The sequence below is a fragment of the Alicyclobacillus herbarius DSM 13609 genome (assembly GCF_000430585.1).
In the GTDB taxonomy this organism is placed as follows: Bacteria; Bacillota; Bacilli; order Alicyclobacillales; family Alicyclobacillaceae; genus Alicyclobacillus_G; species Alicyclobacillus_G herbarius.
This window is the reverse complement of the sequence record NZ_AUMH01000012.1, coordinates 105,425-128,110: the sequence shown is the minus strand read 5'-3', so window position 1 is coordinate 128,110 and position 22,686 is coordinate 105,425. Positions and strand designations below refer to the sequence as shown.

The 22,686-nt window shown below is 57.6% G+C and carries 20 protein-coding genes; 5 read left to right on the top strand and 15 right to left on the bottom strand.

Annotated elements, in window-relative coordinates:
- Positions 1 to 358 precede the first annotated feature (358 nt).
- Positions 359 to 994 (top strand): ABC transporter permease, encoded by a 636-nt coding sequence (locus H522_RS0110005; RefSeq protein ID WP_026962208.1) that lies wholly within the window; start codon positions 359 to 361, stop codon positions 992 to 994.
- 52 nt (positions 995 to 1,046) lie between these two features.
- Positions 1,047 to 1,985: a glycine betaine ABC transporter substrate-binding protein gene (locus H522_RS0110000; RefSeq protein ID WP_245578077.1), complete on the top strand. Its 939-nt coding sequence runs from the start codon at positions 1,047 to 1,049 to the stop codon at positions 1,983 to 1,985.
- Here H522_RS0110000 and H522_RS0109995 read toward each other — a convergent pair.
- The 4 genes from H522_RS0109995 to H522_RS0109980 all read right to left on the bottom strand — a co-directional run bounded on the left by H522_RS0109995 (position 1,982) and on the right by H522_RS0109980 (position 5,938).
- Positions 1,982 to 2,815, bottom strand: coding sequence for an SDH family Clp fold serine proteinase (locus H522_RS0109995; RefSeq protein ID WP_035453385.1), 834 nt, complete (start codon positions 2,813 to 2,815; stop codon positions 1,982 to 1,984). The two genes, H522_RS0110000 and H522_RS0109995, sit on opposite strands and share 4 nt — an antisense overlap.
- 628 nt (positions 2,816 to 3,443) lie before the next feature.
- Positions 3,444 to 3,998, bottom strand: coding sequence for a GNAT family N-acetyltransferase (locus tag H522_RS0109990; RefSeq protein ID WP_026962205.1), 555 nt, complete (start codon positions 3,996 to 3,998; stop codon positions 3,444 to 3,446).
- A 129-nt stretch (positions 3,999 to 4,127) separates the two neighbouring features.
- Complete coding sequence (locus H522_RS20535) at positions 4,128 to 4,466, bottom strand: hypothetical protein (protein WP_051344141.1); 339 nt, start codon at positions 4,464 to 4,466, stop codon at positions 4,128 to 4,130.
- Positions 4,467 to 4,543: 77 nt separating this feature from the next.
- The gene (locus tag H522_RS0109980) at positions 4,544 to 5,938 is read right to left on the bottom strand and encodes an FAD-binding oxidoreductase (RefSeq protein WP_026962204.1); all 1,395 of its coding nucleotides are present in this window, start codon (positions 5,936 to 5,938) and stop codon (positions 4,544 to 4,546) included.
- Between the two features lie 175 nt (positions 5,939 to 6,113).
- Here H522_RS0109980 and H522_RS0109975 point away from each other — a divergent pair, with 175 nt between their 5' ends.
- Both H522_RS0109975 and H522_RS0109970 read left to right on the top strand, forming a co-directional pair.
- Complete coding sequence (locus H522_RS0109975; protein ID WP_026962203.1) at positions 6,114 to 7,163, top strand: cation diffusion facilitator family transporter; 1,050 nt, start codon at positions 6,114 to 6,116, stop codon at positions 7,161 to 7,163.
- A 98-nt stretch (positions 7,164 to 7,261) separates the two neighbouring features.
- Complete coding sequence (locus H522_RS0109970; RefSeq protein WP_155836327.1) at positions 7,262 to 8,203, top strand: L,D-transpeptidase family protein; 942 nt, start codon at positions 7,262 to 7,264, stop codon at positions 8,201 to 8,203.
- A gap of 114 nt (positions 8,204 to 8,317) precedes the next feature.
- Here the strand turns inward: H522_RS0109970 and H522_RS18745 are convergent, their stop codons facing one another.
- Positions 8,318 to 10,366 carry a penicillin-binding transpeptidase domain-containing protein gene (locus tag H522_RS18745; RefSeq protein ID WP_051344139.1) on the bottom strand — a complete coding sequence of 683 codons (2,049 nt, stop codon included), beginning with the start codon at positions 10,364 to 10,366 and terminating at the stop codon, positions 8,318 to 8,320.
- Between the two features lie 35 nt (positions 10,367 to 10,401).
- A complete protein-coding gene (locus H522_RS0109960) occupies positions 10,402 to 10,866 on the bottom strand; it encodes a DinB family protein (protein WP_026962201.1) in 465 nt (154 codons plus the stop codon).
- A gap of 169 nt (positions 10,867 to 11,035) precedes the next feature.
- Between H522_RS0109960 and H522_RS0109955 the strand changes: the two genes are divergently transcribed.
- Positions 11,036 to 11,950, top strand: a complete 915-nt coding sequence (locus H522_RS0109955; protein ID WP_026962200.1) for an aldo/keto reductase — start codon at positions 11,036 to 11,038, stop codon at positions 11,948 to 11,950.
- Here H522_RS0109955 and rbsK read toward each other — a convergent pair.
- The 9 genes from rbsK to H522_RS0109910 all read right to left on the bottom strand — a co-directional run bounded on the left by rbsK (position 11,916) and on the right by H522_RS0109910 (position 22,659).
- The gene (rbsK, locus tag H522_RS18740; RefSeq protein ID WP_051344145.1) at positions 11,916 to 12,863 is read right to left on the bottom strand and encodes a ribokinase; all 948 of its coding nucleotides are present in this window, start codon (positions 12,861 to 12,863) and stop codon (positions 11,916 to 11,918) included. The two genes, H522_RS0109955 and rbsK, sit on opposite strands and share 35 nt — an antisense overlap.
- 168 nt (positions 12,864 to 13,031) lie before the next feature.
- Positions 13,032 to 15,455 (bottom strand): bifunctional YncE family protein/alkaline phosphatase family protein, encoded by a 2,424-nt coding sequence (locus tag H522_RS18735; protein WP_245578076.1) that lies wholly within the window; start codon positions 15,453 to 15,455, stop codon positions 13,032 to 13,034.
- 111 nt (positions 15,456 to 15,566) lie between these two features.
- Positions 15,567 to 16,487, bottom strand: coding sequence for a phosphate ABC transporter permease PstA (pstA, locus tag H522_RS0109940; protein ID WP_026962199.1), 921 nt, complete (start codon positions 16,485 to 16,487; stop codon positions 15,567 to 15,569).
- Complete coding sequence (gene pstC, locus H522_RS0109935; RefSeq protein WP_245578075.1) at positions 16,487 to 17,491, bottom strand: phosphate ABC transporter permease subunit PstC; 1,005 nt, start codon at positions 17,489 to 17,491, stop codon at positions 16,487 to 16,489. Before pstC ends, pstA begins: the two co-directional genes overlap by 1 nt.
- 116 nt (positions 17,492 to 17,607) lie before the next feature.
- The gene (gene pstS / locus H522_RS0109930) at positions 17,608 to 18,780 is read right to left on the bottom strand and encodes a phosphate ABC transporter substrate-binding protein PstS (RefSeq protein ID WP_245578074.1); all 1,173 of its coding nucleotides are present in this window, start codon (positions 18,778 to 18,780) and stop codon (positions 17,608 to 17,610) included.
- 168 nt (positions 18,781 to 18,948) lie between these two features.
- Positions 18,949 to 19,608, bottom strand: a complete 660-nt coding sequence (gene phoU / locus H522_RS0109925) for a phosphate signaling complex protein PhoU (RefSeq protein WP_026962196.1) — start codon at positions 19,606 to 19,608, stop codon at positions 18,949 to 18,951.
- A gap of 11 nt (positions 19,609 to 19,619) precedes the next feature.
- Positions 19,620 to 20,369 (bottom strand): phosphate ABC transporter ATP-binding protein PstB, encoded by a 750-nt coding sequence (gene pstB / locus H522_RS0109920; RefSeq protein WP_026962195.1) that lies wholly within the window; start codon positions 20,367 to 20,369, stop codon positions 19,620 to 19,622.
- A gap of 255 nt (positions 20,370 to 20,624) precedes the next feature.
- Positions 20,625 to 21,923: a sensor histidine kinase gene (locus H522_RS18730; RefSeq protein ID WP_051344138.1), complete on the bottom strand. Its 1,299-nt coding sequence runs from the start codon at positions 21,921 to 21,923 to the stop codon at positions 20,625 to 20,627.
- A gap of 4 nt (positions 21,924 to 21,927) precedes the next feature.
- The gene (locus tag H522_RS0109910; protein ID WP_035453383.1) at positions 21,928 to 22,659 is read right to left on the bottom strand and encodes a response regulator transcription factor; all 732 of its coding nucleotides are present in this window, start codon (positions 22,657 to 22,659) and stop codon (positions 21,928 to 21,930) included.
- Positions 22,660 to 22,686: the final 27 nt, after the last annotated feature.

The following is a 22,686-nucleotide window of genomic DNA, read 5'->3' as shown; positions in this document are numbered from 1 at the left end:
GAAGGCGTTGGGGGCATCCCCCAACCAGATGCGGACGGATATAAAGTTTTCAAGGAACAAGCGCATGACAAAGAAGCGGAGTAGCCGTCAAGCGACTCCGGTGACTCAACCGATAACAATCATCCATGGGTCGATGGGAACCTCCCCATCCATGGGTGAAAACGGGTATTGCGATACTGCGAGATTGTTTGGATGGGGAAGCCCCATCAACCACTTCCCATCCTCCTGAGCAGCTGTCTCATTCGGATGGGTCTTGAGCCGGCTCTGGAAATTCTCCAGCGCTGTTCCAGCAGTTCCGGACCTACTGGAAATTCGACGAAGGAGAACTTCTACTACCATCATACGAGGAGGGTGCGCAGTGAGCGTCTGGCAAATCTTCTTAAACCAGTGGCCGGAAGTGGTCAGTAAAACCGGGCAGCACCTGTATCTATCGCTGGTGGCGGTGGTGATAGCCTGTGTGGTATCCGTGCCACTCGGAATTTTTTTGACCCGCCATAAACGGCTCGCCACCCCCATTATCACGGTGGTATCCATCATTCAGACCATTCCCAGCCTCGCGCTGTTGGGTTTTATGATCCCGCTGTTTGGCATTGGCACGACCCCAGCGCTGATTGCCCTGACCCTGTACGCTCTGCTCCCTATCGTCCGCAACACGTATACGGGCATTTTGGCGGTGGACGCATCCCTGATTGAGGCCGGACACGGTATGGGGATGACGCGGCGGCAGATCTTATGGATGGTGGAACTCCCATTGGCGCGCAGCGTCATCATGGCCGGTGTGCGGACCGCGGCCGTCTTGACCATTGGGGTCGCGACGCTGGCGACCTTCATCGGAGCTGGCGGACTTGGGGATCTCATCATCCGCGGCATCGATATGATTGATACGCCGATGATTCTCGCCGGTGCCATTCCGGCCGCCGTCTTGGCCATCCTGTTTGACTACCTATTGATGTGGTTGGACTGGCTGCTGACACCGAAAGGGCTTCGGTCTTGAACACAGCCTTGAACACGGTCTTACCGATGGCAACGACCGAGGAGGGGATACGTTGAAGATTTTTCACATGCTCTGCGCAAGGGGGGCAACAATCCGCCGTCGGTGGTTGCGCGCTTTGGTCGCTCTGGTCATGGGACTCGGTCTGACCGTCGCCACCACCGGATGCGGCATCGGAAACAGCCAGAACACGATTGTGATTGGCGGGAAAAACTTTACCGAACAGGACATCATGGTCGACATCATGCAGCTGTTAATCGAACACGATACAAACCTGCATGTGAAGACCTTTACCTGGTTGGACAGTAATGTGATTTGGAACGCGTTCGAAAACCACAAGCTCGACCTGTATGTAGAGTACACCGGTACCGGGCTCGTTAATATCCTCAAACAAAAGCCTGTTACCGATCCGAATCAGGCATACGACATTGTCCATCGTGAATTTGAACAAAAATACCATGCAACTTGGTTAAAACCGATTGGCTTCAACAATACGTACGCAATGGCGATGACGAAACAAGAAGCGGATAAACTCGGTATCCACACCATTTCCCAATTGGCTGCCAAGTCGGGAGACCTGACGCTAGGCACGGAACAGGACTTTGTCGTCCGCCCGGACACCCTGCCAGCGATGAACAAGCTTTACCATACCCACTTTAAGCGGGTGGTGACCATGGACATTGGCCTCAAATATCAAGCTCTCGTACAGGGGAAGGTCGATGTCATTGATGCGTTTTCGACGGACGGCAAAATTCCAGAGTATCACCTGGAACTGCTTAAGGATGACAAGCACCTGTTTCCACCCTACTATGCGTGTCCGGTCATCCGCGACGATACGTTAAAAGAACACCCAGAGTTAAAACCGGTCTTGAACAAACTGGCCGGTAAGATCTCCGACCGCGAGATGCGACAGCTGAACATGGAAGTGAATGTAGAGCACAAGCCGGCCATGGAGGTCGCCCGCGATTGGCTCACACAGCAAGGCCTGATTTAATCGGTTAATCGTCTGTCTTCATGATTGCCCCTTCCGTCGTATGGAGTGGGAACATACTGAACGCTCGGCCTGCGTTGTACCGGTTGTGGATACAGTTCCATGAGTTCGTAGACCTCACGTGGCAGGTTTACCTGCACGGGCAGGCCGAGACTACGGAGCTTGTCGACAGTTATCGGGTAATCGTGCGTCCACAATCCGGAGGACAGTGCGTGAGCCACCTCCCTGGCGCGCTCTGCGTCCAACTTCTCCTCAAGCAGGCCTCTCAGGAACGACTCGACTTGACGCAAGGCCTTACGCGCCATGTCGATGAGCACAAGGGTCTCGTCTTTGATTTCCTCCAGAGGCTTTTGTATCGCTACCTCAACGAGCGAGGCGGCCGGATACTGGCCAAGTTGCGGATCGACCGGGCCGAGTACAGCGTTTTCGTCGATCACGATCTCGTCCGCCGCCAGTGCAATCATGGTTCCGCCTGACATGGCGTAGTGCGGCACGAATACTGTTACTTTGGTGGGATGGCGGCTGAGCGCATAAGCGATTTGTTCCGATGCTAGAACTAACCCGCCCGGTGTGTGAAGGATGAGGTCAATTGGCATTGAATCGGGAGTTAACCGGATCGCACGGAGTACCTGCTCGGAGTCCTCGATAGAGATGTAGTTGCGGAGGGGGATACCGAAGAAGCTAATGGTCTCCTGCCGGTGAATCAGCGTAATCACGCGCGTCTTACGACGCCGCTCCAGACAGCGGATAGTACGAATGCGCTTCATATTAATCAAGTACTGCCGCCAAACGGGGATGAACATCCAAATGAAGAAGAGAATCCAAAACCACATATTCAACACTCCCAAAGATCACCTTGGAAGAAGCCGCTTTCCCTTTGCTTCTAATTACCTGGACCCAACGAAGGTGCACCATGTACCCTAGTACTAACATTTTGGCTGAGCAAAGAAGAACACTTCGTTATACAGGGATAATTTCGTGAAGCGATAGCTGCAATTCGAACCTACTCCAGATCCAAAATCTAGGACCGTTTTGTTCCGAAGATTAAAATGGTCATTTATCACATTGTGAATAGATCGTTTAGTCAACGATGGCGGTCGCACAAGCCAGTGATACAATCGAGGTAGTAGCTCCATTTAATTTCTACCACCAAGTACCTGCTCTACTCTGTTGGGTTTCGGTGTATCGGGGTGTGGTGTGTCTGTCTCAATTTCAGGGCGATCTACCGGTGTCATCTCATCTGGCTGACTGTCGGGGACTTTCCGCATTGTGTATCACACTCCAAGATTTGTTATCCAATCACAACGACAACCTTCCCTTAAGCGGTATCCTCTATTCATTTGCTTTGCTCTTACGCTATCCACTACCGTTGTGGACATACAGAGAACTTGCCCGCATATTTCCAACAATCAAGGGGCTGTCCCTAAGTGCGCTGGCACTTTGGGACAGCCCCTTGATTATTTACGGATCCCAATCCAGAACCTCTTCGGGATCCGCCAAAAGACGACCATAATACTTCATCGCCCGGAAATTGTGGATCTCTCGACAGACCTTTGCCATGTCAAACATGACCTTCTGTTCTGAGACCAAATCGGGATGCCAGTAGTAAATGTTCATGGTGAAGGTTTCGCCGTCTTCGTCCGAACGTGTATAGACGATATTATCCGCCCGTTCAAACCCGTTCTTTTCATAAAAGCGAATCCGCCGCAGCGTGTCCTTGTCGTCTGCGTCCGGTGGCTCGACCTCCAGGATAATCGGTTTCCCTTTGCGTTTGAACCAGGACAACAGCTTGCTGCCGATACCCTTACCGCGCGTCTTCGCATCCACCAACAGGTAGTCGATAAAGATAAAATCTGGATACTCCGCATAAGTCACGAGGTATTCGGGGGTTTCAATCTTGCGGTACGCGGTGTGATGGCTCAACAGATCCTGCATCTGCCGCGGGTCTTTGAGCTCATGTTCCGGAAAATAGGCTGCCAGGCGTTCAAACCAGGGCGGCTCTGAGCGCGGTGCCATCTCAGGCGTTGTCTCATTTGCAGGGTACATTGAATCCATGGTTCACCTCCACCATCAGCCCGAAAAGTCGCTTTTGCCCGTATCAGGGTGGGCTGATCCTATTCTGCCGTCCAACCCGCCGCGTTACTCTCACCAATCCCATTCTGCCGAGCTGGGTGGCTCCACCTCGGGCGGAGTCGGTGGATGGGGACGATCCGCCCGCATCCTCGCGAATCCGGGCCAAGGCGCCTCGTTACCCTGAAACGGCAGCGGCTTCTGAATAAAGGTATCCAGCACGTCCGGATCGACCACCGTGTTACGCCAGGCCTCAATGCGACAGGCGTCCCCATCGACACGGCCGATGGCATCATTGGATTTAGTGGACAATCTCCAACCGTATTGCAAGTTGTTCCCGGTAAACACGCCGGACGTGCCGCTGATGACGCCCAGTTTCATACCGCCCAGTCGGAAATCGATAAAATGAGCCATCGAACTCTCCCCTCTCCCCCGGTAAAACGAGGTTCATCAGGGAAAGATATGCGCCAACTTGAGCGCGGGTGCAGCGGTCAATGCGCCATGGACTCGGGTACAGGCTTTGACAAAAAGATTTTTCCCGGATTTAAAATGCCCTTGGGGTCGAGCAGTTGTTTTAAGGAGACCATCAGAGGCAAGAGATCCCCATGTTCACGCTCCAAGTGTTTCACCTTGCCGAGCCCTACGCCGTGTTCGCCGGTACACGTGCCGCCAACCTTTAGGGCGAAATCGACAATCTCATCGTTGACGCGCTCCGCCGTTTCGACTTCCTTTTCGTCGTCCGGATCGACCATGAAACTGACATGGTAGTTTCCGTCCCCCACGTGTCCCAGAATCGCCCCATAGATGCCGTACCGGTCTATAGTTTCGCGGGCAAAACGGATGGCTTCCGGCATCTTCGACAAGGGAACGCAAACATCGGTCGCCTTATGTCGCTTTCCGGGTGCTGTCTGCATGATGGCCAGGGCGGCTGAATGACGGGCTTCCCACAACCGGGCACGTGCGTCTCCTTCAGTTTCAAATACGAACGCCCGACACCCTTCCTCGCGGCAGACCTCTTCCGCTAAGGCGACATCCGCCTCTACCGCCGAACGGTTTCCGGAAAACTCGAGGAATAGCGTGGGCGCTTCGTCATATGCCGTGCCCTTGAACTGGTTGACAGCCGCCACGGTCCACTCATCGACCAGCTCCATCCGGCCGACAGGGGTCCCGGAACCCATGATGGCGTAGGCCGCTTGGCAGGCAGAACCTAGGTCCGAAAACACTGCACGGGCGGCCACCGTGTGTTCCGGTATTCCGTAAACGCGCAGGGTGAGTTCGGTGATGACTCCAAGCGTCCCTTCGGATCCGACAAACAGCTGCGTAAAGTTGTATCCGGCTGACGTCTTCATCGCCATGCCGCCGGTTCGCACCACGCGGCCGTCGGCCAACACGACCTCTAGGCCCAGCACCTGCTGCCGCATCACGCCGTAGCGGACGGCCGCCGTGCCACTGGCATTGGTGGCTGCCATGCCACCAAGGGAAGCGTTTGCACCCGGGTCAACCGGAAAGAACAGGCCGTACGGTTTCAGGGCGGCGTTCAGTTGTTCGCGCGTCACCCCAGGCTGTATCCGGACGAGGAAGTCATCCGGGCGGATCTCTAAGATTTGGTTCATCCCGTTCACGTCCAGGCTGATGCCGCCGTGAACGGGGATAATGTGCCCCTCCAAGCTGGACGCGGCCGCGTAGGGTACGACAGGAATCGCCAGGTCATTGGCCGCTTGAAGCACCCTAGCAACCTCTTCGGTGGTTTTCGCAAACACAACCACATCCGGGGTCGTGGGCCGGTGATAGCTGAGGTCCCGGCCGTGTTGCTCGCGCACCGAAGGACTGACACTCACACGCTCGGGATCGGAAATCACAGACAGCAATACGTCTCGCAGGTTCATGTGCACTCTCTCCTCGTCGCATCGTCCTGTAGAGGTCCCTTCAAGACTATGATACGCGATATTTATAGAACCCGAAATGTTCATAGACTCGCTGGCGACGAGAGGCACACCAGGAGCAAGCGCCGGCGGCAACGGGTATAATGGGGGAAACACTTTTTATCCGAGGGAAACCAAAATGTCTCATTCATCGAAATCGGACGTTCATCACCGGCACCACCACGACCATGTGCATGACCATCAGCACCATGCGCATGGCTTGGTGCATACGCATACGCCCACTGCGAAAATGAAAGCCGCGTTCTGGTGGACGGTAATTATCCTGGCTGTAGAAATCGCCGGGGGTTTCGCTTCGCATTCACTGGCGCTCCTCTCGGACGCCGGACACGTGCTGACGGACTTAGGAGCAATCGCGCTCACCTGGTACGCCCTGGCCCAGGCGCGCAAGCCAGCCAACGAAGCGATGACGTTCGGCTATCACCGTGCAGGAATACTCGCCGCCATGATCAACGGTGTCACATTATTGGGGATTGCACTCGTCATATTGTGGGAAGCGTATGGTCGACTACTGCATCCTCATCCGGTCAACAGCGTCTACATGTTTGCTAGCGCGCTTGTCGGCTTAGCGGTCAATCTCTATTTGGGCTTTGGCTTCGGGCGACCAGCCAGTCTCAACCTCCGTGCGGCTGTTCTCCATATGTTGGGCGACGCGGCCGCATCGGCCGGGGTGATTGTCGGCGGACTCATCATCCTGTGGACCGGATGGTTTTGGATAGACCCCGCGCTCAGCGTGCTGATTGCCATTCTGATTGGCCTGGGTGCTTGGCGACTGGTACGTCAGGCCAGCAGCATTTTGATGGAAGGCACCCCCAATGACGTGAACTTGCACGAGGTGGTCGCCGCGCTACGCGGGGTACAGGGGGTCTACGATGTGCATGATGTGCACGTCTGGAGCATCGCCGACGGACGGAACGCGCTGTCCTGCCATGCAGTAATTGACGGCGAACTGACGATTGAGCAAAGCCAGGTCATCCTGCGCGAAATGGAGCACCGTCTGGTGCACTTGGGCATCGGTCACGTAACGATTCAAACCGAAGACCGCGAACATCCGCACGACGACGCGGTGCTCTGCGGACAGTCGGGGGACAATGGCTCGTTGTCGAATGATGGCCGATTTGCCAAGGTCTCCAAAGATAAGGTACAACAGAAGCAACGAAACTCGGTATAATTAGGCAAACTTCGTCATATCGAATCTAATGTTGCCACGTATACTGGGATGCTGGGGATTCCACAACTGGGAGACAGGAAACGGGAAGGGTGAAAGGCGTGCATCGGTCGAAGGTTTGGGCAGCAGCGTTAGCCATTTGCACCCTGATAACGGGGTGTGGTCCCATCTCTTGGCATCTTGCGGCGAAACCGTCGGCCGACAAGACTGCGGAGCGACAGGTAACCGTCAGACAGACTGCGGGAACGGCCAACACTACCGCCGACCCCACGGAATCGGATCCGACTGACGCACTCACCGTAAGACCGGCTGAGGTTCATTATCCGGTCCTGCACCTGGGTGACCATTCGGCAGCCGTGTTGCGCCTGCAGCAGATTTTAGCGCGCCTGGGTTACCTCCCGCTAGTTTGGAACGGAAAGAATGCCGCCAACGACGCCTATGGGGATGAACTGTTGGCGCTGAAGAATCCGCCGCAAGGCAGCTGGTCCTGGCGGTATGCCTCGACGCCGGCCGCCTTGCGCCAGATGTGGCAGCCCGGACAGTATAACGTCATGGTCGAAGGGGCCGTCATGACCTTTCAGGAGGTTCACCATTTGACCATCGACGGTATCGCTGGACCGGAGCTCTGGCAGGCGTTGATTCAGGCAGATATGAGCCATCAAACCTGTCCGTACACGTACAGCTACGTGTATGTTAGCAAAGAATCGCCAGAACGTTTAACCCTCTGGGAAAACGGACGTGTCGTTCTAGAGACCAAAGTCAATACCGGAGTGGCGGGAGCGCCGACCCCATCCGGAACGTGGCCCGTCTATCTGCGTCTGCGCTCACAAACGATGAAAGGGAGAAATCCGGACGGGAGCACCTATGAAGACCCAGGAGTGCCATACATCAGCTACTTCTATAAGGGGGATGCTGTACATGGGTTCGTCCGCAACGACTATGGCTGGCCGCAAAGTGTGGGATGCGTCGAGTTGCCGCTGGACGCAGCTAAAACCGCCTGGGAGCATATGCATTACGGAACCCTAGTAACGGTTTCAGACTAACCAGGTCTAACGACTGACCACAACGGCCAACCGCCTTAGTCTCGGCGATTGGCCGTCCTTTTTTCTCACTATCCACCTCAGGCGATGAACCCGTGTGGCACGCTGCGGCTTCTGTTAGCGAGGCAGCGCCTTAAGGAAGTCCACCACCCGATGAACCGCTGCGTGGCTGCCTTGTTCATGTTGGGTGTGGTCAAGCGCCATGACAATGAGGTACGTGGGCTTTGTATCGCCTTTACGTGTTGCCGTGGCGGCAAACCAGCCCCACTCATCGCCGCCGGCCTTTTTCTCCGCCGTCCCTGTTTTTCCAGCTACCGTCCACCCCGGCAGCGCCGCGGCCGCATGGGCGGTCCCCGTGCTGTCCGCCACGACTTGGCGCAGGTCCGAAACGAGGATTTTCCGCGTTTTGTCCGACATGACGTGTGCCGCAAAGACTACCGGTTTCGTTTGCTGCACGGTATTCCCCGTGGCATCGGTGACCCGTTGCACGAGGTACGGACGCATCACGTTCCCTTGATTCCAGAACGCGGTATACATGCTGGCCAACTGGAGCGGACTGACCAGCACCTGCCCCTGACCGTAGGCGCTATCCGCGAGCTGTTCTTCACTGGTGATGTTTTCGTGGTTGGCCACCTGCGAGGCGCCCACAGCCAGCGGGAACGTAAACGTCTTGCCAAACCCAAACCGCTCCATGCCGTTGACGAACTTCTCCTTGCCGAGCGCCAGCCCGACTTGAGCAAAATAAATATTGTCTGACCAGACCAACGCCCGTTCCAGATTGACCGTTCCACTCGGGTGCGGAACCCGGTGCACATAGTGGTTACCCCACGATTTATCCTTCTGCCACTTCAGATGGTTGGTCCCAGGGAAGGTGGTATCCGGTCGGATGGCCCCGGCATCGAGGGCAGCCGCAGCCACCAGTGGCTTCAGGGTCGATCCCGGAGGAACCGCCGAGAGGGCGCGATCGACAAACGGCGGGTCCTTAGCCTGGACCATTTTCTTCCACGCAGCGCTTGACACACCACGCGCCAGTTCATTCGGATTGAAGCCTGGCTGACTCGCCAGTGCCAACACGGCGCCCGTGTTCGGATTGAGCACCACGGCCGATCCCACCTGCCCGGCCAGGGCCTTGTTCAGGGCCTTCTGCACATTGGCATCAATCGTCAACTCGACATTCTTTCCTGCGACCGGCGCTTTCTGGGCAATCGTGACCGCCTGCTTCCCGGACGCGTCCGTAACCCAAATGCGTCCGCCTGGCTGCCCGCGCAGTTCGCTTTCCAGTGAGCGCTCCAACCCCTGCTGGCCGATGACATCCGACGCCGTATAGCCGGCGCGCTTCTTGGCCGGGGTCAATTCATCCGCCGTAATGGGTCCAACGTAACCGGTCAGGTGGGCAGCCGCCGCGCCGAGGGGATAGGTTCGCACCGGATGGGAAGCGTCGACAATCTCGACCCCAGGAATCGCCAACAACCGTTTTTCTAGTTGCTTCTCCTCACTGTCGGGCAGTGTCCGGACGGGTACGAACAAATCCGGTTTCACCCATGACTGCTTGAGGTCCGCTTCCACCTGCGCGACGTCGATGCCCAGCACCTTCGCCAGCTGTTTGGCTGAATCGGGCTTTTGTTTTCCAGGTACCAACCCAATCTGTTTTGCGGCTGCGTTTTCCGCCAGCGGTTTGCCGTTCCGGTCCAAGATTTCTCCGCGCTCTGCCGGCTCGCTGACCGCGCGCACCTGCCACCCAGACTTCAACTGAGGAAAGATAAGCGCTGGTGTCCAATCAACGCGCCAGCCATCCTTGTCCTTGACCAGGCGCACGTGATACGTCTCCTGGAACGATCCGGCCGTACTCGTCGACCACCGGCCTTGCACGGTGATAGTCACCGGCTTGTCCCCATTATTCTGACTGTCCTTGGGGACTACTGCCTTGAGCGTCAAGCCGGTGGTGCCAATCCCCTCTTCAATCGACTTATAGCGAGAAACAAAATCGTTTTTCGAAATCTGTTTCTGCACCTTCGCGGATAACAGCGTGTACATACCTTGGAAATCTTGTTTCTGCCAATCGCTGAGATATTCCTGCAGTACATCGTTTGGACTCGGCGGATGGCTGCAGGCTACACTGAAACAGGCCAGTGCGGCCGGAGCCGCCAGTCCGATCCAACGGCGCAAACTATACCCCTCCCCATATCTGGTTTCTCCCATCGTTATCGTTTTACAAAGAATGGAACCGACTCCACCCCCACCAAGCGGGCGTAGACAAAAAGCTGCCCTTTGTGGTGAATCTCGTGGTCAATCGCGGACGTTAAAAAGACCGAACCCGGCGCCGAAAAGCCGAACACGGCCTGTGCGTCCACGACCGCGTCGAGCTGCGCCGCGCTCAGGTCGGCGAGAGCGGAGCGGCTCTTTTCCGTGTATTCTGCCAGAATCCTCCGCGTCTCCTCCATCGTTTCCGCCTGGAGCTGAGGCCACCCCGGCTCAAACCGTCCAGCGGCCACGCTGGTGACGAATTTGTAAGTCGATCCGGCCACATGCAAGGCCAGTTCGTTGACACTCATCGCTTTTTCCCACGGCCGGAAGTCCGCCTTGTCGGACGGAATCACGGCGAGCAAATCCATGAGCGCCTGCCTGTGGCTCAACCAATGATTCAACACCTGTTCAACCTGGCTCATGCCAATTCCCCCTCAGAACCGCACCATACTGTGCAGCCAAAATGTGCGATATACTAGACCTCACAGACTATGCCTTGTTTGGATACTTGATTTGGGCTTACTTTGGATAGATTCGCCAACAGACACCTTTTTTCCTCTCCCAACTCCCATGAAAGGAGGCCGCCGGGTAATGAAACGACGACGTCTAGGCACCAGCGACCTATATGTAAGTGAAATGGGGCTGGGTTGCATGTCTCTTGGACAGGACGAAGCGCATGCCACCCGAATCATCCATGCCGCTTTGGACGCCGGGGTCAACTTTCTCGATACCGCCGATTTGTACGACCAGGGAGTGAATGAGGAACTAGTCGGGAAAGCGATTGCGGATCGGCGGGACGAAGTCATCCTCGCCACGAAAGTCGGCAATCACTGGCAGCCCGGCAAACCCGGGTGGTTCTGGGACCCGTCCAAGGCATACATCCTGAGCGCGGTCAAAGACAGCCTCCGCCGCCTCGGCACGGACTACATTGACTTGTATCAACTGCACGGCGGCACCATTGACGACCCTATCGATGAAACGATTGAGGCGTTCGAACAATTGTGCGACGAAGGGGTCATTCGTTACTACGGGATTTCTTCCATCCGCCCGAACGTGATTCGTGAATACGCGGCGCGGTCCCGCATCGTCAGTGTGATGATGCAGTACAGTCTGTTGGACAGACGCCCGGAGGAGTCGGTCCTGTCCCTGCTGGAGGAGCGCGGTATCAGCGTTATCGCTCGCGGTCCCCTGGCGCGTGGACTGTTGACGCAAACCCGAGCCGATACCAAGGACGAGGAGGGCTACCTGGATTACACCCCGCAAGAGCTTTCAGATACCCGCCAACGCCTGTCCGCGTACGCAAAGGCGTCCGGCCACTCGCTGACTGAACTGGCGCTGCGTTATCCATTAGCCCATCCCGCGGTGGCCACGGTCATCCCGGGCGCCAGCCGTATGGAGCAGCTCACGGAGAACGTGCAGGCGGTGACGGCCTCGTCGCTCTCGGCAAAAGACATCGCGGCACTGCGGCAACTCACGCGTGCGAATCGGTACCTCCACCACCGTTGATCCGCTCCAAAAAAGCCTCAATCTCCTGCCGTTCGGGAATTGAGCCTTGGGCACCGGCGCGGGTCACGGTCAGCGCCGCCGCCGCACTGGCAAACCGCAGGGCGGGCAAAAGGTCCCCGTCTGTGTCCCAGGCACTCGCCAAGGCGCCGATAAACGTGTCTCCGGCCGCCGTGGTATCGACGACTTCGACCGGATACGCGGGCAGGCGTATGCTCTGCCCGCGCCCATTCCGACAAACCAACCCGGCTCCGCCGAGCGTCAAAACCGCACATCCGCAACCGCCCGCCAACAGGCTTTGCAAGGCCGCGTCGGCCGCATCGGCCGAATCGACCTTGACCCCGGTGATGGCTTCCGCCTCGGATTCGTTCACCACCAAGACGTCCACCATTTGCAACATTTCCGGCTCCACTTGACGCGCAGGCGCTGGATTGAGAAACACCTGTTTGCCCAACTGATGTGCCTTGCGCAGCGCGGCCTCAGTCACCGACCAGGGAATCTCGTTCTGCAGGAGTACGGCGTCCACGCTATCCAGCATCGCGGCGGCCGCGTCTACATCCTCTTTCGTCAATTGGCCATTCGCACCGGACGACAAGATGATGTTGTTTTCGCCGCTCCGAGCGACGGTGATAAACGCCAATCCGGAGGACCCCGGCTTTGTGCTCACCCACTGGGTATCGACTCCAAATCCCTGCAGGGACTGAATCAGTTCCGGCCCGAAAGCGTCCGTACCTACGGCCCCGACCATGCGCACCACCGCGCCAGCGCGAGCTGCGGCCACAGCCTGGTTGGCGCCTTTCCCGCCCGGGCTGTACGTCGTGCCTAGGCCGTGAATCGTCTCACCCGGCTTTGGGTGCCGCTCGACCTTGTTCACCACATCCATGTTGATACTGCCGATGACGGCCAATGTGCGCACAGGATCCCGCCCCTCCATCCGTTTCCCCTTTCGACGTTTTCCGATTTCCGAATACGCACTTGTAGTATACCAAATCTTCACATTCAGGGCGGCCACACTAACTGGCGTGATCGACCGCGAATGACCGAGATGCGGCAGCGGCTCTCCGCCTGCGCCAGGAGTCCCGGGTTACCGGCTGTGCTGTGTCACGTGAGGATACGGCCGCTTGCCCATCGTCGCCTCCCACAGGATGTGATTCAATTGTTGTTCCGGAGCCTCGTCCTCGTGCGACCAATCCATCCTCGCGGATTCGGCAGCGCCGGGGGAATGAGCCGAATTGGTTTTATCGATAGGGTATTGAGGTTCCTTCACATTGTAGGGTTGGAAGTTCGGTTTGTTCGTGAACGCGCCGACCATCGGCATTGCCGCCGCGTCATACTGAGTCAGTGGCTTCATGCCGAGAATCAGCTCCATCGTGCGGAGCATGGACGCGGTGTCGTAAAACGTACTGTCTACGCGACCGGTCTGCGTATACGGACTGATGACCAACGCCTCGGTGCGGTGTGCGTCGACATGGTCAAGACCGTTTTGGGCATCGTCCTCAACCACAAAAATGGCGGTGTCCTTCCAATAACGGGAGTGACTTACCGCATCCACCAGCTTACCCAAGGCATAATCGTTCTGAGCGACGTACGCCTGCGGGGTTAGGGCGCCTGGCGTCGTGCCTTTGGTATGGTCGTTGGGCAGCCGCAAAATCTCAAGCTGAGGCAGGTTCCCGTTCTTGCAGTACTGCTGAAACTCCCGGTTCCACTCGTCAAATCGGGTTAAGTCCGAGATATCGAGGTTCCAACCGGGGTAGTGCGGGTCGTAGTTGTCGCCCACGGACGGATCGTCCGGGGCCCACAGCCCTGTGTTCGGGAGGTACGACTCAAATTCCCCGTAGTCGCGGAAGGACACATGAGCGCGCAAAGCGTCGTCCCACAGAAACCCGTCTTCGGGATACGTGGCGGAATTCGTGCCCTCAAAGTCGTAGCCGCGCCCGCGTCCAGAGTAGTTTGCCATCCAATTTTTCTCCACATAGTCATCCGAGTCGGCCGCTGTCGACCAGTTATGTCCCTGTGCGCTAACCTCGGCATCCGCATAGAAATTGTCCAGGGTCACAAACTGATTGGCTAAAGCGTGCAGGTTAGGAGTAATCGTGCGCCCAAACATCGTCAGACTGGGGTCACCGTTGCCTTTCCCCAAGTCGCCGAAAACCTGGTCATACGTACGATTCTCTTTAATCACGTAGATCACGTGTTTGATAGGGGAGTGTTGGTTTTGGTAGCGCGGCACCGGCACCTCGGAGTTGTCCTGGAAGGGGAGGTGCCACCAGGGGCTAGACTCGGGCCCGCGGTTGTTTTGACGCACCTCTGCGGTGTAGTGTTTCAGCTGTCCCGCATCCGGAACATCCACAAACTGCAAGGTGCCCATCATCATATTGCCAATGTATTGTCCGTCCTTGTTTGGACCGGCACCGAGACCCTTGGCGTTCATCACAAAGAGATGCCTGTTATCCGAACTGACGAACACTCCGGTCGGATACCAAGCGGTGGGTATCAGCCCTTGTACGGCATTCGCTTCTGGGTAGCCGCGTTGGTCGAGCGCCACCACTGCCACGTCGTTATTTCCAGCGTTGGCCACATACAGGGTCCGACCGTCCGCAGACACCGCGAGGCTGTCCGGCTCGCTCCCAGGCAACGCGCCTCGATAGGGAGCCAGGGATAAGGTTTTTGTCACGCTTTGCGTTGCTGAGTCGATGATGGAAATTTGGTCGCTGTCCCCGTCTGCCACATAAACGCAGCCCGTCTTCGCATTGACCGCCAACGCGTTCGGATGAAGTCCAACCTTGAGCGTCTTCACGGTCTGCATGGTCTCTGCATTCAGCACACTAACCGTGTCCTCGCCCCAATTGCTGGCATACAGGGTGCGACCATCCGCGCTCAGTGCAACTGTATAAGGGTTTTTTCCGACCTGTGTCACCTTATCCACCGTGCGCTGGGCCAGATTGATGCGCGCCACCGAGTTGTTTAGGTTATTGGCAACGTACAGGTAGCGCCCGTCCAGGGAAACACACAGTCCCCCCGGATACATGGGGGCGTCCGTCGTCCCTTGGACGGCAATCGGGTTTTGCTCGGTCAATTGCCCGGCGCCCAAGCTATAGACGCGAATCTTATCGTTCCCACCCGCCGAAACGTACAGATGCTGACCGTCTGGGCTAAACGCGACACCCAGATACAACGCCTCCGGTGCATTGTAAGGAATGGTTTGCACCACTTGCTGCGAGCGCGTGTCCACGACTTGCAGCGACTGGACGCCATCTCCGTCGTTGCTCACCACCAAGTAGCGTCCATCTGGGCTTAGGGCGCCACCCATCGGAAAGTTCCCCAAGGTTACCGATTGCCCTGCGGGAGTCAATTTCCAATCGTACGGCGTCACCCCGGTGCCGTCCCCTTGTGGACCGGGAAACCAACGAATCGCCGCGTAGGCCGACGAACCTGTCAGGACCAAAGCGGCTGCAGCCGCCCCCGCAATCCACCTGCGTCGCATGTTCTGGCCGGATGTTTTGCCCATCTTGGGAATCCCCTTTCGTGAAAATTCCCCTTTCCCCTAACCAGAACCATGCCAGGTGGATGTAAATTCCACGTGAAGCACACGTCAAACTTGTTTGCCGGTTTCGTAAAGTTAATTCGATCCGGCCCGCCAACGACGCACCAGCGTGCGCACTGCGATATGAATAAAGAGGATCACCACCATCAGGATGAACGCCGCACTATAGGCCAGGGCGTGCGCTTGCGGATAGGGCTGTTCGATATACGTCCAGACCACATAGGTCAAATACCCAACTTGACTGTGCGTGAGGTGAAAATCTGGATTGTAGGACGACCACCCAGCCGTATAGAGCAGGGGCGCCGTTTCCCCTAACGCAACGGCGATGGAAGTCAACAGCCCGGTCGCGATGCCACCTGCGGCGGGACGCCAAATCACCCGCGACACAGCCTGAAACCGTGTCATGCCGAGTGCCCATGCGCCTTCCCGTAATGCCCAAGGAACCTGGCGCAAGGTCGATTCGGTCGTGTTGACGATGTACGGGAGCATAATCATGAACAGGGCGATGCCCGCCGCCAGCGCCGAAAAGCCAAACCCACAACGCAGGACGAGCAGCAAATAGACAAAATAGCCGACGACGATGGACGGAACCCCCGACAGCACCTCGGTCCAAAAGCGCACCACCCGTGCCCAGCGAGCCGGGGCAAACTCGGACAGGTAGACTCCGCCCAGCACCCCAATGGGGGCCGCGATAACCACCGCAATCAACACCAGCCAAAGTGTTCCCAGCAGAGCGTTCTGCAAACCTCCAGCAATCCCGTGCGTGACGGTGGTCAGCATGTCCCAACGGAACGATGTGATGCCCTTGACGAGCACCGTGGCCACCAAATCGAGTAGAGCGAAAACAACCAGCCCCGCGCAGGCCCAGGCCAGGCCCCAGCCCAACCATGAACCGGCGCGACGGCGCAGGCGCCGCCGCACCTGCGCTTGTCTTCGTTCCTCCGATTGGGTCGAGCTTGTCATCAATACGCTGGTCTCTGGTGACTTCACCGACATCACACCCTCACCCCCTGCACTTGCGATGCACGACCAACCCGCCTGACCAACATCCGCGCCCCCAAATTCGTCGCCACCGTCAGCAGCAAGAGCACAAGCGCCAGTTCGGCCAATGCGTGCACCGCCATGTGTGAGGCGTCGGTCAACGCGCTGTCGAGCTGGTTGGCGATGACAGCGGCCATCGTAGAAATTGGACTGTATAGGTTTTGCGGCAACTGATTCAAGGCACTCCCGCCCACCATCAAAACCGCCATCGTTTCGCCCATAGCTCGTCCCCAACCGAGGGCAACTGCACCAATTAGCCCTTCCCGGATGAACGGGAGACAGATGTACCAGAGCACCTCCCAACTTGTGAGCCCCAATCCAATACCGCCCTCACGGTAAAGAACCGGAACCTGCTGCAGCAGGTCTCGGACGGAAGCCGTGATGATTGGCACGACCATCAGCCCGAGTACGAGGCCACTGCTCAAGAGCCCGAGGCCGGTTCCGGCTGAACCACCAAAGAATGGCACCCATCCGAGTATATGCACCAAGGCCGGACCCAACTGGCGACTCACCCAGGGCGCCAACACCACAATGCCCCAGAGCCCAAAGACAACGGAAGGAATGCCAGCCAACAGTTCCACCAGCAAGGAAAGCAGGGTCCGGAGTGGTCCGCGCACCTGGTAGGCCAACACGGCTGCCGTCATGACGGAAACCGGGACTGCGACCACGAGGGCAATGACAGAGGAAGCCAAGGTGCCGACCACAAAGACCAAGGCTCCGTAACTCGCCCCTGCCGGCGCCTCAACTCCGCCGTGCGTGGTCATCGCGCCGTATAAGTTGCCTAAGTTCCAGGTGATGTTCGTGAGGAAGCGCCAGCCCATAAATCGGATGCTTGGAATCGACTCTACCGCCACCACGGCGAGAATGGCGCCCAGGACGATAAGCGGCATCGTCGAGCATGCCGCGGCCACCGCGCGGAAGCCGGCATCCATCCAACGCAGCCCACGTTTTTGCGACACCACATGAATCTCCCCCTGTCTATCTCTTGGCTGATGGAAGGGTCACGACGACACCCAACTGACCAGCACCACGGCAGGCTGGTGCTGTTATCACCGCCTGCCGTAAAGCTCCGTAATCAGCCCTGAATCTTTGCAATCTGTGCTTTCGTCTTGTTCTCCAAATTCTGCGGCAGCGGTTGGAAATGTACCGGCGAAAGGTACTTCGCGTCGTTTCCACCTGCCGGATCAATGGCCCACTGCAAGAAGTTTTTCAACGCCTTTGCAGTGGTGGGATCCGCCTGCTTGCTGTTGACAATCGCATACTCGAAATTGATGATGGGATACGAGTTGGGTCCAGGCGCGTCAATCAAGGAGATGCGTTCATCCGCCGGAACCTTGCTGACCATCGCGGACGCGGCGTTTTCAATCGTCGCGGCGGAGGGGAGCACGAACTGGCCATCGTGGTTTTTCAGCGCCGCGTATCCCAATCCGCCAGACGTCGCCTGGTCTAACCAGCTGATACCAACGTAACCAATGCTGTACTTGTTCTTCTCCAGCGCCGTCACGACACCATCGTTCCCTTTGGCACCAATCTCGCCGTTGACCGCCGGCCAGGAAACATCGGTGCCAAATCCATACTTGGATTTCCACTGTGCGTTGTTGTCAGACAAGTACTGCGTAAACAGGAACGTATCGCCGCTGGCGTCCGAACGACGAACCACCACAATCTTTTGGTGCGGCAGCTGTACGCCCGGATTGAGGCTCTTGATGGCCGCGTCATCCCAATACGTGATTTGGCCCGTGTAAATTTTGGCCAGGACATTACCATCCAAGCGCAGGTGTTTCTTCCCCGCTTCCGGAACGTTGTACATGATCTGCTGCGCCGATATCGCCAACGGAATGTTGAGCATCGACGAATTCTGCTGCATCTGCGCATCGGCCAGATAAGCATCCGAACCGCCAATCTGAACCAACCCTTGCATGGCGTCCGAAATTCCTTTGCCGCTGCCGGTCGACGCCGCAGACAGCTGCACATTCGGGTGCGCGGACTGATAGGCAGGAATCCACTGCCCATTGAACAACGGATAGAGCAAGGAGGACCCGGTTTCGTTCAGTTTTACCGTCTTTGCCGATCCGCTCTGCGCCCCGGATTGGTTGCTCGTATTCGCGGAATTGGTCGATCCGCTCGTGCTCGGGTTGGCCCCGTTATTTGTGTTGCCCGAATTGGCTCCGCATCCCGCGACCGTCAACAGAGCGGCAGCCGCCGCCGCGCCTCCCATCCAAGTCCGCATGCGTGCATTCATCCGCATCACTTTGTCCCTCCATACCTGTAATTCATTGTCATAGCTTTCGATAGTCATCATAGAGGACATCTGTAAATCGTCCGCGAAGTCTGTTTTAACGCTTTGTAAAGAGGCGACGAAGATTTGGTTGAATCCTAAAGACTTAGTTGAGCGATGACGGCCGAGCGATAGAGCCTAGTTGAGATCGGTTCGGTCTCCGGACAACACGTACACCGCGTGTTCGGCCACGTTCGTCGCGTGGTCTCCGACACGCTCCAGATAACGACCGACAAAAGCGAGTGTCACCGCGTCCGTCACGGCCTCGGAACTGGACGCCTCGACGGCGAACAGCGACTCGACCCATTCACGGTAACGCCTATCCACCTCATCGTCCTGCCTGGCCAAACTCCGCGCGAGTTCCGGCCGACCCTCCACGTACGCCGCCAAAGCGTCTACAAGCATCTGGGTCACCAGACTCGTCATTTCCAGCAAAGGCTTGGGCGACACGGACACCTGCCGCCCGCGCGCACGCACCCCCGCCCTTGCGACGTCCACGGCCAGGTCGCCAACCCGTTCGAGGTCCCCGGCCACGCGCAGCGCGCTGACAATCTGCCGCAGGTCGCCGGCAACCGGCTGCTGACGGGCAATCAACCCGATAGCCATGTCCTCAATCTGCTGCTCCAGTCGATTGACCAACTGGTCCTTTTCCACGACCACCTCCGCCCGCCGCACATCGCCATCCGCAAACGCAGCCATGGCCTCGGACAGGGCGTGTTGTACCATACTCCCCATGGTCAATAGCTGAGCCTTGAGTTCACGCAACGACGCTTCAAACCCGACACGCCGGTGTTCCATGCACACCCTCCTCAGCCAAACCGGCCGGTGATGTAGTCTTCCGTCCGCTTGTCGCGCGGATTCGTGAATACCTGGTCGGTTTCGCCGTACTCTATCAACTGTCCGTTCAGGAAGAACGCCGTCTTATCGGCCACGCGCGCCGCCTGTTGCATATTGTGCGTGACAATGACAATCGTGTAGCGACTCTTCAGCTCAGCAATGAGCTCCTCAATACGCAGCGTGGAGACCGGATCGAGCGCAGAGGCCGGTTCATCCATCAGCAGGACGTCCGGTTCCACTGCAAGCGCCCGGGCGATGCAAAGGCGCTGTTGCTGCCCGCCGGAGAGCGCCGTGGCGGGATGCTGCAGCCGGTCCTTCACCTCGTCCCACAGCGCCGCCATCCGCAGGCTCTGCTCGACTCGTTCGGTGATTTCAGCCCGCCGCATACCGGATAAACGGAGCGCCAGCGCGATGTTTTCGAATATAGAAAGGGTCGGAAACGGATTCGGTTTCTGAAACACCATCCCGACAATGCGCCGTACGTCCACCGGATGCATCCGGTATAGGTCTTCCCCTTCGAGTTCCACGCGACCTTCACTGCGGGCACCAGGTATCGTTTCGTGCATCCGATTCAGACAGCGGACAAACGTCGATTTTCCGCATCCGGAAGGCCCGATGATGGCTGTCACCGCATTTGCCCCCAGATTCATATCAATGGCTTGCAGGGTCTGGTGGTCTCCGTACCAAGCCGACAAGCCAGACACAGAGATGGACCTGCCCATAACGCCACCTCGTTTCTAAAAAGCTGTTGTTGATGTTGTAACGAAGGCGCAGAGTCAGGGTAACAAGTGGTTGTGAAGGGGTTGTGGGGATTGTGTAAAGAAGTTGTAAACGGGCGGCACAATCGACATCCGCCCCAAAGGGGTCGTGAACGCGACACAGCGGAGAGCTCGCGCCGCCTTTGTCGCACTCCATTCCGAGGGTGAAAAGTCAGCTGCAAGCATGGATCTCCAGGGAAGCGCGTGGGAACATGCATCTTATGGATTCTTACGTTCCTCGGTCAAGCGAGCGAGGGTAAACCAAAAATCGCTGCCTTGTCCGGGACGGCTGGTCAGACCGAGGTCTCCGCCATGCAAGCCAATGATGTGTTTGACGATGGCGAGTCCTAGACCGGTGCCCCCGGTCGCCCGACTGCGGTCCTTATCGACGCGATAGAAACGCTCGAAGACACGCTGGTGCTGATCCTCCGGGATACCAATGCCCGTATCCTGAACGTGGACACGGACGCGATCGAACGACACCTCGCAAAACACCCGCACCCGTCCGCCCGCAGGCGTATAGTGAATCGCGTTCGTCAACAGGTTGAGTAGGACCTGCAGGATACGGTCCGCGTCGGCCCAGACCAACACATCGCACCCGGACACGCGTTCAAGCTCTATCTGGTGGTGCACGGCCTCGCTTTGCACACGCGTCAGCGCCTTGTCGATCACGTCCGTGATCGCCACCGGCGCCAGTTCCAGGGCAGCATCGGCCGTCTCAAGGCGAGAGAGGGTCAGCAAATCGGCGACGAGGTTCTCCATCCGCTTCGCCTCATCGACAATCACACGCAAAAAGTCGTCTTGGACGTCCGGAGCCACCTCATCGGCGAGCAGCGTCTCGGCAAACCCGCGAATGGACGTGATGGGGGTCTTTAACTCATGCGAGACGTTAGCGACAAAATCGCTCCGCATGCGCTCCAGGCGCTGCCACTGCGAAATATCGTGGAGTAAGATGATGGCCTCAAAAGACTGCTGCTTGGCAAAACGGGGCTTACTCCCAAGGGGGACAGGTACCACGCGAACCTCGACGGTCACCCCTCCCTCGACCGTCAGCGCTTCCTGCCACGCTTCACCGTGAAAAAGAGCGCGCGTCAACGCCGCAGCCACCTCTGGGTGCCAACGGAAGACGGTCCAGTAGTCTAACCCGAGGCACTGTTCGCGCGGCCGCCGCAACAACCGCGCCCCGGCCTCATTGATGCGCTCAATCCGTCCCAGGTGGCTCACAAACAAGACCCCGCTGGTCAAATGTTGGAGGATGTGTTCCAACAAATCCCGTTCAGCGCGCAATCGCTCCTGATGGTCGGACAGTATGTGAATCATGTGATTGATGGCATCGAACACAACCAAATCGACCCAGCCGCGATGACTGGACAACTTGACGTCAAACTGTCCGTGCGCAAGCTGCCGGGCAACCGCCGCGATATGATGAAGGAAACGATTCCGGCGCGCCACGTCAAACCGCCATAAGACCGCCGTGACCAGCCACCCCAAAAGCAGCAAACCGCTCCACCAGTTCACCCGTTCAATCCTCCCTCGGGCTGAACTTGTATCCGACACCGCGCACGGTATGGATGAAACGCGGGTGTTTCGGGTTCTGTTCAATTTTCTCCCGCAGGTGGGACACGTGAACGTCGACAATCCGCGTATCCGCGCTGGTCCAGTACCCCCATACCTGATCCAACAGCTGGTCACGGGTCAGGACGCGGTCTCGGTTTTCCATCAGATAGCGCAACAGGTCAAACTCCTTCGGGGTCAATGTCAGCATCTGGCCGTCCAACGTGGCCTCGTGGCGCACCACGTCAACGACCAGACCATCGGCAGACAAACGCTCCACCTCTTCTGTTCGGTTCGATTCCGCCGCAAGCTCACCGCGACGCAGAATCGCTTTAACGCGAGCGACCAACTCGCGTGGGCTGAACGGCTTCGTCACGTAGTCATCCGCCCCGATTTCCAGGCCGAGCACTCTGTCCAGCTCCTCATCGCGGGCGGTCAACAAGATGATGGGGACCATGACGTGTTCCTGACGCAAGCGCCGACAGACCTCCATCCCGTCCATCCCGGGCAGCATCACGTCCAGAATGACCAGGTCATACCGGTCCGGTTCGGCAACGACGCGCTCATACGCAGCGCGACCGTCGACCAACGTATCGGTGGCAAAGCCTGCTCGCTGACAGTTGAACTCCACCAACTTCACAATTGCCGGTTCATCATCCACAATCAACAGCTTTTGCGTTGCAAAGGGCTGATTGGTCACAGACTCTCCGCCACCTCCTGCATGAAA

What these genes read in the sequence shown, in the direction of transcription:
- H522_RS0109995 (WP_035453385.1), bottom strand. Translation starts at nt 2,815, where the DNA reads ATGTGGTTTTGGATTCTCTTCTTCATTTGGATGTTCATCCCCGTTTGG.
- H522_RS0109990 (WP_026962205.1), bottom strand. Translation starts at nt 3,998, where the DNA reads ATGGCACCGCGCTCAGAGCCGCCCTGGTTTGAACGCCTGGCAGCCTAT.
- H522_RS20535 (WP_051344141.1), bottom strand. Translation starts at nt 4,466, where the DNA reads ATGGCTCATTTTATCGATTTCCGACTGGGCGGTATGAAACTGGGCGTC.
- H522_RS0109980 (WP_026962204.1), bottom strand. Translation starts at nt 5,938, where the DNA reads ATGAACCTGCGAGACGTATTGCTGTCTGTGATTTCCGATCCCGAGCGT.
- H522_RS0109975 (WP_026962203.1), top strand. Translation starts at nt 6,114, where the DNA reads ATGTCTCATTCATCGAAATCGGACGTTCATCACCGGCACCACCACGAC.
- H522_RS0109960 (WP_026962201.1), bottom strand. Translation starts at nt 10,866, where the DNA reads ATGAGCCAGGTTGAACAGGTGTTGAATCATTGGTTGAGCCACAGGCAG.
- H522_RS0109955 (WP_026962200.1), top strand. Translation starts at nt 11,036, where the DNA reads ATGAAACGACGACGTCTAGGCACCAGCGACCTATATGTAAGTGAAATG.
- H522_RS18735 (WP_245578076.1), bottom strand. Translation starts at nt 15,455, where the DNA reads ATGGGCAAAACATCCGGCCAGAACATGCGACGCAGGTGGATTGCGGGG.
- pstA (WP_026962199.1), bottom strand. Translation starts at nt 16,487, where the DNA reads ATGTCGGTGAAGTCACCAGAGACCAGCGTATTGATGACAAGCTCGACC.
- pstS (WP_245578074.1), bottom strand. Translation starts at nt 18,780, where the DNA reads ATGCGGATGAATGCACGCATGCGGACTTGGATGGGAGGCGCGGCGGCG.
- phoU (WP_026962196.1), bottom strand. Translation starts at nt 19,608, where the DNA reads ATGGAACACCGGCGTGTCGGGTTTGAAGCGTCGTTGCGTGAACTCAAG.
- pstB (WP_026962195.1), bottom strand. Translation starts at nt 20,369, where the DNA reads ATGGGCAGGTCCATCTCTGTGTCTGGCTTGTCGGCTTGGTACGGAGAC.